11 protein-coding genes and 1 other RNA gene are annotated in these 12,284 nt (G+C 64.2%); 11 read left to right on the top strand and 1 reads right to left on the bottom strand.

Features of this window, described 5'->3' with window-relative positions:
• Positions 1-63 precede the first annotated feature (63 nt).
• From ACKUUH_RS06835 to ACKUUH_RS06845, 3 genes are all read left to right on the top strand, one after another.
• Positions 64-774 (top strand): TerB family tellurite resistance protein, encoded by a 711-nt coding sequence (locus ACKUUH_RS06835; RefSeq protein ID WP_407949140.1) that lies wholly within the window; start codon positions 64-66, stop codon positions 772-774.
• Positions 775-1,216: 442 nt separating this feature from the next.
• On the top strand, positions 1,217-2,083 hold the full coding sequence (locus ACKUUH_RS06840) for a DMT family transporter (protein WP_407949141.1): 867 nt from the start codon (positions 1,217-1,219) through the stop codon (positions 2,081-2,083).
• The gene (locus ACKUUH_RS06845) at positions 2,083-2,826 is read left to right on the top strand and encodes an N-acetylmuramoyl-L-alanine amidase (protein ID WP_407949142.1); all 744 of its coding nucleotides are present in this window, start codon (positions 2,083-2,085) and stop codon (positions 2,824-2,826) included. The genes ACKUUH_RS06840 and ACKUUH_RS06845 overlap by 1 nt, the downstream gene beginning before the upstream one ends.
• Here the strand turns inward: ACKUUH_RS06845 and ACKUUH_RS06850 are convergent.
• Positions 2,823-3,785, bottom strand: coding sequence for a zinc-binding alcohol dehydrogenase family protein (locus tag ACKUUH_RS06850; protein WP_407949143.1), 963 nt, complete (start codon positions 3,783-3,785; stop codon positions 2,823-2,825). The two genes, ACKUUH_RS06845 and ACKUUH_RS06850, sit on opposite strands and share 4 nt — an antisense overlap.
• Positions 3,786-3,891: 106 nt before the next feature.
• On the opposite strand from ACKUUH_RS06850, the gene rnpB reads away from it, so the two are divergent.
• From rnpB to mraY, 8 genes are all read left to right on the top strand, one after another.
• Positions 3,892-4,260: RNase P RNA component class A (gene rnpB, locus ACKUUH_RS06855), an RNA gene on the top strand.
• A 327-nt stretch (positions 4,261-4,587) separates the two neighbouring features.
• Positions 4,588-5,061: a division/cell wall cluster transcriptional repressor MraZ gene (locus ACKUUH_RS06860; protein ID WP_322311581.1), complete on the top strand. Its 474-nt coding sequence runs from the start codon at positions 4,588-4,590 to the stop codon at positions 5,059-5,061.
• Complete coding sequence (gene rsmH / locus ACKUUH_RS06865) at positions 5,058-6,074, top strand: 16S rRNA (cytosine(1402)-N(4))-methyltransferase RsmH (protein WP_407949144.1); 1,017 nt, start codon at positions 5,058-5,060, stop codon at positions 6,072-6,074. Before ACKUUH_RS06860 ends, rsmH begins: the two co-directional genes overlap by 4 nt.
• Positions 6,071-6,430 carry a hypothetical protein gene (locus ACKUUH_RS06870; protein ID WP_322311583.1) on the top strand — a complete coding sequence of 120 codons (360 nt, stop codon included), beginning with the start codon at positions 6,071-6,073 and terminating at the stop codon, positions 6,428-6,430. Before rsmH ends, ACKUUH_RS06870 begins: the two co-directional genes overlap by 4 nt.
• Positions 6,427-8,214: a peptidoglycan D,D-transpeptidase FtsI family protein gene (locus tag ACKUUH_RS06875; protein WP_407949145.1), complete on the top strand. Its 1,788-nt coding sequence runs from the start codon at positions 6,427-6,429 to the stop codon at positions 8,212-8,214. The genes ACKUUH_RS06870 and ACKUUH_RS06875 overlap by 4 nt, the downstream gene beginning before the upstream one ends.
• Positions 8,215-8,298: 84 nt before the next feature.
• Positions 8,299-9,756 carry a UDP-N-acetylmuramoyl-L-alanyl-D-glutamate--2,6-diaminopimelate ligase gene (locus ACKUUH_RS06880; protein WP_407949202.1) on the top strand — a complete coding sequence of 486 codons (1,458 nt, stop codon included), beginning with the start codon at positions 8,299-8,301 and terminating at the stop codon, positions 9,754-9,756.
• On the top strand, positions 9,753-11,192 hold the full coding sequence (locus tag ACKUUH_RS06885; RefSeq protein WP_407949146.1) for a UDP-N-acetylmuramoylalanyl-D-glutamyl-2,6-diaminopimelate--D-alanyl-D-alanine ligase: 1,440 nt from the start codon (positions 9,753-9,755) through the stop codon (positions 11,190-11,192). Before ACKUUH_RS06880 ends, ACKUUH_RS06885 begins: the two co-directional genes overlap by 4 nt.
• Positions 11,192-12,280 (top strand): phospho-N-acetylmuramoyl-pentapeptide-transferase, encoded by a 1,089-nt coding sequence (gene mraY / locus ACKUUH_RS06890; protein WP_407949147.1) that lies wholly within the window; start codon positions 11,192-11,194, stop codon positions 12,278-12,280. Before ACKUUH_RS06885 ends, mraY begins: the two co-directional genes overlap by 1 nt.
• Positions 12,281-12,284 lie beyond the last annotated feature (4 nt).

The raw sequence follows: 12,284 nt of genomic DNA on the forward strand, positions 1-12,284 counted from the left end.
TACGCAAGGTCACCGGCCGATTTCGCAGGTGCGAGACGGCGAAAAACGTCCTAATCTCTCTCCATGTCGATTTGGGGAAAAATCGCTGGCGCCGGCGTGGGACTAGCCGTCGGTGGGCCATTGGGTGCGCTCCTGGGCGCGGTCGCCGGACATATCGTCATCGACCGCGCGCTCCAGGACAGCGAAGTCGTGTTCACCATCGCCCTCATCGCGCTCTCGGCCAAGATGGCGAAGGCCGATGGCGAGGTCAGCGATTCCGAGATCCGGGCCTTCGAGGAAATTTTCAAGGTTCCGCCGGGCGAGGCGCGGAACGTCGCGCGCGTCTACAAGGTCGCCCAGCAGGACGTCGCGGGCTTTGAAGCCTATGCGCGTCAGGTCGCCCGCATCTATCGGGACCGGCCGGCGATGCTCGAAGACGTGCTCGACGCGCTGTTCCACATCGCCAAGGCCGATGGCCATGTCCATCCGCAGGAGATCGAGTATCTGCGCACCGTCGCCGATATTTTCGGCTTTTCGGAAATCGAGTTCGCGCGCATCCGGGCGAGCCATCTCGGGCAGGAGAAGGGCGACCCCTATCTCGTGCTCGGCATCACGCCCGATATTTCCGATGAAGACCTCAAGAAGGCCTATCGGCGTCTCGTCCGGGAAAACCATCCCGACACGCTGATCGCCCGTGGCGTGCCGAGGGAACTGGTGACCATCGCGAACGAGAAGCTCGCCGCGATCAATGTCGCCTATGGGCGGATTGCGAAGGCGCGCGGGATCGCGGGCTGAGTATTCGCGCGGCGCCCTCCAAGTATTGAGCAGGTAAAGCTGGAAAGGGGGGACACTGGAAATATCATGGACCGGAAGACGGAAAACCGGGGAAAAGGTTCCAGAGAAGAAGACACCCTGCGTTTCGTGACGTTTCGGTGACATTTCAATGACAGTCGGCGGCGGAGTCCCGAGGATATCTCGTTCGCAACAGCAGACCGGGGACAGGTTTCCGGGAATTCGCGCCGGGAAACGAACACCCTGATTTCCGGCTGCGGCGGCTTGCGACAGTTCAATGACATATCGATGACAGTCGGCGCGAAAACGGGCTATTTATCCCCGGCCGGGGCTGGCTGACAGGTCCTTCTTTCTCTTCCCCACCCTATGCGTGGCGTCCGGGCTGCGCTAACAACTGACCGCAAGACGCTGGCCGAACAGGGCGTCCGGAAAGCATGGATTCGCGATGACCCCCCTTCATCTGGGCTTCATGGTGCTCATCAACCTGATCTGGGGCTTTGCCCTGATCATGGCGAAGCTGTCGCTCGACCATTTTCCGCCGCTGCTCTTCGCGGCGTTGCGTTTCACGCTGATCGTGCTCGTGCTGTTTCCGTTCCTCAAGATACACCGGGGACGGATGAAGGAAGTCATCATCATTGCGCTTTGCGCGGGGCCGGTCGGCTTCGGCTTCTTCTTTCTCGGGCTTTCGCTTTCCAATGCGTCGGTCGTCGCGGTAACAAGCCAGCTCGGCGTTCCCTTCGCCACGATCATGTCCGTCGTGTTCCTGAAGGAAGAAGTCCACTGGCGGCGCTGGCTCGGCATTTCGCTGTCCTTCCTCGGCGTCATGGTCATCAGTTTCGACCCGGCGGTCTTTACCTATATCGACGGTCTGCTGTTCGTCGTCGCCTCGGCGCTTGTCGGCTCGGTGGGCACGATCTATCAGCGCCAGATCAGGAATGTGGGCGTCTTCGAGTTGCAGGCCTGGGTGGCGGTTGCCGCCGCGCCGCTGATGCTCGGTGCGTCGCTGGTCTTCGAAGGCAACCTCGTCGGCACGATGATGACGGCGACGCTGCTCCAATGGTCCGGCGTCTTTTATGTCGCCTTCGCGTCGAGCCTTGTCGGTCACGCGGGCATCTACTATCTGCTGCAACGCTACGAAGTAACGCAGACGGCGCCGCTGACGCTGCTCGCGCCGGTGTTCACCGTCTTTTTTGCGGTGACGCTTCTTGGCGAACTCCTCACCACGCGTATGATTGTCGGCGCTCTTGTCGCCTTGACCGGCGTTCTCGTCGTGTCGATCCGCCAGAAGCGGATCGTGGATACGGGTTTCTAATGTCTGTCGATTGCATCGAGCGGCCTTCGCCCAATTTCGACGCGCGTCCGGACGGGCGCGCGGCCGACATTCTGCTGCTGCATTACACGGGCATGGAAAGCGGGGAGGCGGCTGCGTCGCGCCTCTGCGATCCGGCGGCGAAGGTTTCGGCGCATTACATGGTCGATGAAGCGGGTGCCGTCACGCGCATGGTGCCGGAGGAGAAGCGCGCCTGGCATGCGGGCGTTGCTCAATGGGCGGGCGAGAACGACATCAACGGTCTGTCCATCGGCATCGAGATCGTGAATGGCGGACATGATTTCGGTTGTCCGCCTTACCCGGATGCGCAGATGCGTGCGCTCGAAACCTTGTGCCACGAAATTCTTTCACGCCATCCGATCCCGGCGCGGCGCGTGCTCGCGCATTCCGATGTCGCGCCCGCGCGCAAGGCGGATCCCGGCGAGTGGTTCGACTGGGCGCGGCTTGCGCGGGCCGGTGTGGGATTGTGGGTGGAGCCGGAGCCTGTCATCGAAGGCCCGGTGCTTGCGCAGGGCGATCGCGGCGACACGGTTGCCGAACTGCAATACATGCTCGCCGATTATGGCTACGGTCTCGAAGTGCTTGGCCGCTACGACGAGACGACCAAGGCTGTCGTTACGGCGTTTCAGCGTCACTTCCGCCCTCAGCGGGTGGACGGGGTGGCGGACGTTTCGACCGTCGCCACCCTTCGCCGCCTCGCCGATGCCGTGAAGGCCGGTTCTTAAGGGATCAGCGTCACGCGACCGAAAGCCTTGCGGCTTTCGATGAATTCATGCGCCGCCGCTGCGTCCTTCAGCGCGAAGGACTTGTCGAGCACGACCTTCAGCTCGCCCTTGCCGATGTCCTCGATCAGTTTCTGGATGTTGTTGTAGACGCGGTCGGTGAAGATTTCGGCGCCAAGGAAGACGCCGGACAGCGACTGGTTGCCGCCCATCATGGTCGAGACATCGAGTTTCATTTCCTCGCGGCCCGCCTGACCGACCATCGAGATGCGTCCGCGATAGCCGAGAGAGAGGACGGATTTTTGCAAGGTCGAACCGCCGACGGGATCGACGACGAGGTTCACGCCGCGATTGTCCGTGAGGCGCTTCACTTCGGCGACGAGGTCCTGGTCGCGGTAGTTGATGCCGTGATCCATTCCATATTGACGCAGCTTTTCGAGACGGTCGTTGCTCGATGCGGTTGCGATGACGGTCGCGCCCGCGCGTTTTGCGAGCTGGATCGCGGCAAGGCCGACGGCGCCGGCCCCTGCCTGTACGAGCACCGTCTCGCCCTTCTGCAGGCGGCCGAATTCGAACAGGCAATCATGCGCGGTCCCGAAGGGGACGGGGATCGCGGCCGCAGTCTTGATGTCCATGTTGTCGGGGATGGCCCATGCCGTGCGCGCGAAGACGGAGCGCTTTTCGGCATGCGAGCCATACATGTTCACCGTCGTGACGCGCTGGCCGGGTTTGAAGTTCTTCACGTCCGCGCCGACTTCGATGATTGTGCCGGCCGCCTGATAACCGACGATATGCGGGACGGTGACGAGATCGCCGCGCGCGCGGTTGAGCGTGTCGCCGCCCTCGATGCTGACGGCCTCGACCTCGATCACGATGCCTTCGGGCAGGCAGGCCGGGTCTTCGACATCCTCGTATTTGAAAACACCGGGCGGGCCGTTCTCGTAATAGACGGCAGCTTTCATTTTCTTCCTCCCTGTACTGAGTTTGCGTATCGGCGCTATATCGGTGTCCGGGGTGCGATGCGCAAGTGTCTTGACGCGAGCCTTCTTTGCGCGCATGTCGAAAGGGTCAGATGGCCGGATGGCCGCTGCATTCGTGCAGAGGAAAGTCCGGGCTCCACGGAAACACGGTGCCGGATAACGTCCGGCGGGGGCGACCCCAGGGAAAGTGCCACAGAAAGCAAACCGCCGGACCGCGGTCCGGTAAGGGTGAAAGGGTGCGGTAAGAGCGCACCGCGCGGACGGTAACGGACGCGGCACGGCAAACCCCACCGGGAGCAAGACCAAATAGGGGCGGCGTTTCAGGCCTTTAGCCTGGAAAACCCGTTTCCGGGCCGCCGCCCGGGTTGGTTGCTCGAGGCGTCCGGTAACGGGCGTCCCAGATGAATGGCCATCGCCCGCAAGGGCACAGAACCCGGCTTACAGGCCATCTGACACCTTTCACCCCCTCGATTACCAGTCCTGCCTACGTCTTCGGGACGTCAGGGCCTTAACGTTTCGAGATGGCACGGAACGATCTCCAGAACAGTCGGATGTTCTTCTTATGTTCCAACAATATTGGCAATTTTAACGAGCTGTTAAGGCCCCTGAATACCGCCCAAAACCGCGAAAATACTAGGGTTTCCCGTTGACGCCCATGATATCCCATGATATCCCATGATGTCCCGTAAAAAGGCCATGCTGCCCCGATTGGTGCCAGCCGGTCCCGTGGACAAGAGCCCCGAAGGCAGGAGGGGCGGCCCGATAAAGGGGAAGAGGTCGGACGATGGAGTCGTTCCGGGGGCGTTTCACGAACAAGATCGACTCGAAGGGACGGGTATCCGTTCCTGCGAAGTTTCGTGCCGTGACGATCGCCCAGGGCCTCAATGGCGTGATCCTGTTTCCGCCGCTCAATCCGGGCGCCTTCGTCGAGGGCTGCGGCCCCGCGTTTTCGGACATCATCGACCAGATGCTCGACCGGCTCGATCCCTTCGCGCCCGAGCGCCAGACCTTGTCGGCGGTTCTGATCGGCGAGAGCGCGGAGCTGACCTTCGACTCCGACGGGCGCGTGATCCTGCCAGAGACGCTCCGCAACATTGCCGGCATTTCCGATGAAGCGACCTTTGTGGGCATGGGGCAGCGCTTCCAGGTCTGGGAGCCGAAGGCCTATGACGCCTATTACGCCAAGGCGCTGGAGGACGCGCAGAAGTACCGCGATCTGCTGCGGTCCCCCTCGGCGCAGGGTGGGGGCGGCCAATGAGCGGTGCCGGCCAAAGCCATAGCCCTCATGTTCCGGTCATGCTGACCGATGTTCTCGACGTGCTGAAACCCCGCGACGGCGGCATTTATGTGGACGGAACCTTCGGGGCGGGCGGCTATACGCGTGCGATCCTCGGCTCGGCAGATTGCGCGGTGCTTGCGATCGACCGCGACCCGAGCGCGATCCTGCGCGGCCGCGCGCTCGAACCAGAATTCGGCGGCCGCCTCACGCTGATCGAAGGCTGTTTTGGCGACATGGAGCGGCTCGTCCGCGCGCTCGGCCATGAGACGGTGGACGGCGTGGTCTTCGATGTCGGCGTGTCCTCCATGCAGATCGACCAGGCGGAGCGCGGCTTCTCGTTCCAGCAGGACGGGCCGCTCGACATGCGCATGAGCGGGGAGGGCCCTTCCGCCGCCGATGCGGTGAACCATCTGGACGAAAGCGATCTTGCGCGCATCATCGCCGTCTATGGCGAGGAGAAGCGTGCCCGCGCCGTCGCCCGTGCCATCGTGGCGGCGCGCGAGGAAGCGGAGCTCCATCGGACGCTCGAACTCGCGGAGATCGTCTCGCGGGTGATCGGCCGCCGTCCGCAGGACAAGATCCATCCCGCGACGCGAACCTTTCAGGCGTTGCGCATTTTCGTGAACGATGAGCTTGGAGAGCTGGCGCGCGGTCTCTCTGGCGCCGAGGCGCTGCTTCATGACGGCGGCCGGCTCGCCGTTGTCGCCTTTCACTCGCTTGAAGACCGGATCGTGAAACGCTTCCTCGTCGAGCGGACGGGGCGGGCGGGCCGCGCCAATCGCTACATGCCCGCGAGCGAGGAGATCGTACCTTCCTTCCGAGAAATCTCGCACAAGGCGCGCAAGGCTTCGGAAGCCGAGATCGAAACGAATGTCCGCTCCCGCTCGGCGAAGCTTCGTGCCGCCGAACGCACGGGCGCGCCCGCGGTGCCACTCGACCTTGCCGCGCTTGGCATGCGGAACATGCCGTCCTTCCTGGGAGGGGCCGCATGATCCGCGTCATCAACCTTCTGCTGGTGCTTGCCGTCATCGGCCTGTCGGTCGGGCTCTACGACATCAAATATCGCGCCGAGACGGCGGATCGCCATGCGCGCCAGCTCGAGGGCCGGATCGCGAAGGAAGAGGAAGCGATCCGCGTTCTGCGCGCCGAGTGGAGCTACCTCAACCAGCCGGAACGGCTGCAGGAGCTTGCCAAGCGCTACACGGAACTGACGCCACTCACCGCGGCGCAGATCGGTACTTTCGAGGATGTGCCGATGCCGCATATGGCGGACGAATTCTATGTGCCACAGCGCCAGCCGCTCGGCGGCTATGCCGGCGTTTCGACCGGCGGGAGTAGTGTCCAATGATCGGCGCAGGCATCGGATCGAGGATCGGCCGCAACGCCGACATACATTCGCAGGGGCGTTATCTGCCGCCCGGCCACGACGCCATCGCCAAGCCGCGCGCGCGGCGTCAGGGCGGGGCGGAAGGCCGCACGCCCTCGCAGCGCCGCATCTTCCTCTCGCTTGCGCTTTTTGCCGCTTGCTTCACGCTGGTTGGCGCGCGGCTCGTCGGCCTCGCCATCATGGGTGGCGACGGTGGAGACAATATCGCTGTCGCGAGCGGGTCGACGCAAATCCACCGTCCCGACATCGTGGACCGGAACGGCGAGGTCATGGCGACGGATATCGCGACGGCATCGCTCTTTGCCGATGCGCGCTATGTCATCGATCCGGCGGAGACCGCCCGCCAGCTCGTGGGCGTGCTGCCGGACCTCAACGTCAAGGACGTGACGGCAAAGCTTGAAGCCGGCGGGGCTTTCGTCTGGCTCAAGCGCGATCTCACGCCGAAGCAGCAATATGCGGTCCATTATCTCGGTATGCCGGGGCTCGATTTTCGTAGCGAACAGAAGCGCGTCTATCCGAACGGCAAGACCGGCTCCAACGTGCTCGGCATGGTCGATATCGACAATCGCGGCATCGCGGGCATCGAGCGCTACATGGACAAGTCGCTCGGCCGCGCGGATGACACAGGACGGCCCAATTTCGACCGCAACAGCACGCTCATGCTGTCCGTCGACCTTCATGTGCAGCACGCGCTGCGCGACGAACTCGAGAAGTCGATGGCGGAATTCAGCGCGCTGGCCGCAGTCGGCGTCATCATGGACGTGCATACGGGCGAGGTGGTCGCGATGACCTCGCTGCCCGATTTCGATCCGAACGACCCGATGGCCTCATCGGACGAAACGCGGTTCAACCGCGCGACGCTCGGTGTCTATGAAATGGGCTCCGTCTTCAAGGCGGTGACGCTTGCTGCCGCGCTGGACAGCGGGCGGGTCAATCTCGACGGGCGCTTCGACGCGACGCAGCCGCTGCAGGTCGCGCGCTTCAAGATTCACGACTATCACGCCGAAAACCGCTGGCTCTCCGTGCCGGAGGTCTTCGTCCATTCCTCGAATATCGGCACGGCGAAGATCGCGCTTCAGCTCGGCGGGGAAGAGCATCGCCAGTATCTCCAGCGTTTCGGGCTGCTGACGCGGCCGCAGATCGAGTTGCCCGAATCCGGCGCGCCGCTGACGCCCGCGCGCTGGACCGAGCTTGCGACGATCACAACCTCTTTCGGCCACGGCATCGCGGTGACGCCGCTACAGGTCGCGAGCGCCGTTTCGACCATCGTCAATGGCGGCTTCAAGGTGGAGCCGACCTTCCTGCGGCACAACGAGCCGCGGCTCGGCGAGCGGGTGATCTCGGCGGAGACGAGCGCGACCATGCGCGGGCTGTTGCGCCTTGTCGTGATGGAAGGAACCGGACGCAAAGCCGATGTGGCGGGTTATCCCGTGATGGGCAAGACGGGCACGGCGGAAAAGCCGATGAACGGCGGCTATTCGCGCACCAAGCTCATCACCTCCTTCATCAGCGCCTTTCCGGCGAACGATCCACGCTACGCCATGATCGTGATGTTCGACGAACCGAAAGCCACCAAGGAAACCTATGGCTATGCAACGGCGGGCTGGAACGCGGCGCCGGTGACGGCGCGCGTGATCTCGCGCGTGGCGCCGCTGCTCGGCATCAAGCCGGCGACGAAGCCGCAGGAAAGCGATGTGCTGAGGGAGGCGAAGCTCGTCTCCTACCAGACGACGAGCGGACAGTAAATTTCCGGTCCGCTCCAGGTGGAACGGGCGGCGAGGCCAGAAGGCCGATGTTGAGTAGACGGCACGGACAGAATGTTGGGTGACATGCAGCTTGCGGCGTTGATCGGGAAAGAATCCCCGGCGCTTCCCGAAGGGGGAGCGACGGAGATACTCGGCCTGACGGCGGACAGCCGCGCGGTGCGGCCCGGCTATCTCTTTGCTGCGTTGCCCGGCACCAGGCTCGACGGCACGAAGTTCATCGGTCAGGCGCTCGAAATGGGCGCCGCGGCGCTGCTCGTGCCGCAAGGCGCGTCAATCGAAGCGGATGTGCCGGTGATCGCAGATCGCAATCCGCGCCGCCGCCTGGCGCTGATGGCGGCGACCTTTTTCGGCGTGCAGCCGCGCACCATCGCGGCTGTGACCGGCACGAACGGCAAGACCTCCGTTGCGACCTTCACGAGGCAGATCTGGGCGATGCTTGGCGAGCAGGCAGCGAGCCTCGGCACGCTCGGCATCACGAGTCCGAAAGGCGACCGCCCGCTCGGCTATACGACGCCGGACCCGGTGGCACTGCAGGCGGAACTTGCCGCACTGGCGAAAGAGGGCGTGACGCATCTCGCGGTGGAAGCGTCGAGCCACGGGCTTGCGCAATACCGGCTCGATGGAACGAAGCTCGCAGCGGCGGGCTTCACCAACATCACCCGCGATCACATGGACTATCACACAAGCTTCGACGACTACCTTTATGCGAAGCTCCGTCTTTTCGGCGAAGTGATGGGGCCGGGCGGCGTTGCGGTCATCAATGCGGACAGCGCGCAATTCGCCGAGTTCGAGGCCGTTTGCTGGGCCCGCGGGCATCGCGTGATCTCGGTGGGCCGCAAGGGGCGCGACATTTTCCTCGCCGCCGCGCGGCCGACGCTTCGCGGGCAGGTGCTCGACATCGTGCATGAGGGTGCCAACTACGAGGTGAACCTGCCGCTGGTCGGTGGGTTCCAGGCGTCGAATGCGCTTGTCGCGGCGGGGCTTGCCATCGGTTGCGGCGCGGAAGCGGCGCAGGTTTTTGCGGTGCTCGAGAAGCTTTCCGGCGCCAGGGGCCGCATGGAAGAAGTGGCGCATCTGCCGTCGGGCGCCTCCGTCTATGTCGATTATGCCCACACGCCGGATGCGCTGCAGAATGTGCTCGAGGCGATGCGGCCGCATACGCAGAAGCGGCTTCTCGTCGTCTTCGGCTGTGGCGGCGACCGCGACAAGGGCAAGCGCCCTATCATGGGCGAGATCGCGGCGAGGCTTGCCGACGCCGTTTATGTGACCGACGACAATCCGCGCAGCGAAGAAGCGGCCGCGATCCGCGCCGAAGTGATGAAGGGCTGTCCGCAGGCCAGCGAGATCGGCGACCGGGGGCAGGCCATCGAAACGGCGATGCGCGCGCTCGAGAAGGGCGACGTGCTGGTCGTTGCGGGTAAGGGCCACGAGACGGGGCAGATCGTTGGCGACCGGACGATCCCTTTCTCCGATCACGAGGTGATCGAAACGGCGGCTGGAAAGATCGGGGGTGGCGCATGACGACGCCCCTGTGGACGAGTGCGGATGTGATTGCCGCGACGGGCGGCGAGGCTGTCGGCGAAAGCTGGACCGCGAGCGGTGTGTCCATCGACAGCCGTACGCTCGAACAAGGCGATCTCTTCGTCGCCATCGTCGGTGAAAATTCGGACGGTCATGCTCACGTTGAAGGCGCGCTGAAAAAAGGCGCGGCGGCGGCGCTTGTTTCCCATGCGAGCGACGCGATGCGCGCGGCGGGGCCGCTCGTGCTCGTGCCGGATACGCTCGTGGCACTTAATGCGCTCGGACGCGCGGCACGCAGGCGGACGCAGGCGAAGGTTGTGGCCGTGACGGGCAGCGTCGGCAAGACGGGTACGAAGGAAGCGCTTCGCCTCATCCTGTCCGGGCAGGGGGCGACCCATGCCTCCGCCGCCTCCTACAATAATATGTGGGGTGTACCGCTATCGCTCGCGCGGATGCCCGCCAATACGCGCTTCGGTATCTTCGAAGTGGGGATGAACCATCCCGGCGAGATCACGCCGCTGTCGAAGCTGGTGGAGCCCTTCGCGGCTCTCATCACGACCGTCGAAGCGGTGCACATGGCCTTCTTCGACAGCGTCGAGCAGATCGCGGATGCGAAGGGCGAGATTTTCGACGGCCTGCAGAAGGGCGGCGTCGCCATCCTCAACCGCGACAATCCGCATTACGCGCGGCTGCGCGCGAAAGCGGAGACGAGCGGCGCGGGGCGCATCATCTCCTTCGGCGAACACCCGGAAGCGGACGCACATCTCGAAAAGGCGGCGCTGAAGGAAGATTGCTCCTGCGTCTCGGCCACGATCTGCGGCCAGCCCGTGACCTACAAGCTCTCGGTGCCGGGGCATCACATCGTGATGAACTCGCTTGCGATGCTTGCCGTCGTTCATGCGCTCGACGCGGACCTCGCCATGGCGGCGCTTGCGATGGCGCATCTGAAAGCGCCGAAGGGCCGGGGCGAACGTCACCGCGTCGAGACGCCGCTCGGTGCCTTCACGCTGATCGACGAGAGCTACAACGCGAACCCGGCTTCCATGCGCGCGGCGCTGGAAGCGCTCGGCCAATCGAAGCCGGAAGGCAAAGGCCGCCGTATTGCCGTCATCGGCGACATGCTCGAACTTGGGGATGCCTCCATCGAGATGCATCGCGGGCTTGCCGAACCGATCAAGTCGGCGGGCATCGACCTCGTTTTTGCGAGCGGGCCGCATATGCGCGAGCTGTTCAAGGCGCTGCCTGCGAGCGTGCAGGGAGCTTATGCGGAAACGTCCGACGAACTCGGGCAGGCGCTCAGCGAGGCGGTGGAGCCTGGCGACGTCGTGATGGTGAAGGGATCTCTCGGTTCCCGCATGGGACCCATCGTCGAATTGCTGAGGGGGCTCGGCGACGACGAAGGCGAGAGCATAAGGCGCAACAGGGGGGGCAACTGATGCTTTACGATCTTCTCGGCGGCATGGCGGACAATGTGGCGGGGCTCAACGTGTTCCGGTACATCACCTTCCGCACGGGCGGGGCGACGGTGACGGCGCTTCTCATCAGCTTCCTGTTCGGGCCGCGCATGATCGCGCTCCTGCGCGCGCGGCAGCGGCGCGGCCAGCCGATCCGCGAGGACGGGCCGCAGACTCATGTGCTCCAGAAGCAGGGCACGCCAACCATGGGCGGGTTCCTGATCCTGGTCGGGCTCGTGCCTTCCGTGCTGCTCTGGGCGGACTGGAGCAATCGCTATGTGTGGATCGTGCTCTTCGTGACGCTCGGTTTCGGCGCGGTGGGTTTTGCCGACGACTATCTGAAAGTGTCGAAGATTTCGCCGCAGGGCGTTCCGGGCCGCGTGAAGCTGCTGTTTGAATTCGCGATCGCGCTCGTCGCCATGTGGGCGCTGGTGCTGGTGTCGAGCGAACCCTTGCAGACGGCGCTGACGGTGCCCTTCTTCAAGACAGTGCTGATCCAGCTCGGCGGCTTCTTCTTCCTGTTCGGCGCCCTGGTGATCGTCGGATCGTCGAACGCCGTAAACCTCACCGACGGGCTCGACGGGCTCGCCATCGTTCCGGTGATGATCGCCGCCGCTTCGCTCGGCCTCATCGTCTATCTCGTCGGTAACGCGGTGTTTGCCGATTATCTGCAGATCCATTTCGTGCCCGGGACCGGCGAGCTTGCGGTTTTCTGCGGGGCGCTGATCGGCGCGGGGCTCGGCTTCCTCTGGTACAACGCGCCGCCGGCCATGGTGTTCATGGGCGACACGGGGTCGCTTGCGCTCGGCGCGGCGCTGGGCGCGATCTCGGTCGCGGCAAAGCACGAACTCGTGCTGGCGATCATCGGCGGCCTCTTCGTTCTCGAGGCGGTGTCGGTGATCGTGCAGGTCGCCTCGTTCAAGCTGACGGGCAAGCGCGTCTTCCGGATGGCGCCGCTGCATCATCATTTCGAGCAGAAGGGCTGGGCGGAGCCGACCGTCGTCGTGCGCTTCTGGATCATCTCGGTCGTGCTCGCCATGGCGGGCCTTGCGACGCTGAAGTTGAGGTGAGGGG

This window comes from Parvibaculum sp. (assembly GCF_045863935.1).
Taxonomy (GTDB): Bacteria; Pseudomonadota; Alphaproteobacteria; order Parvibaculales; family Parvibaculaceae; genus Parvibaculum.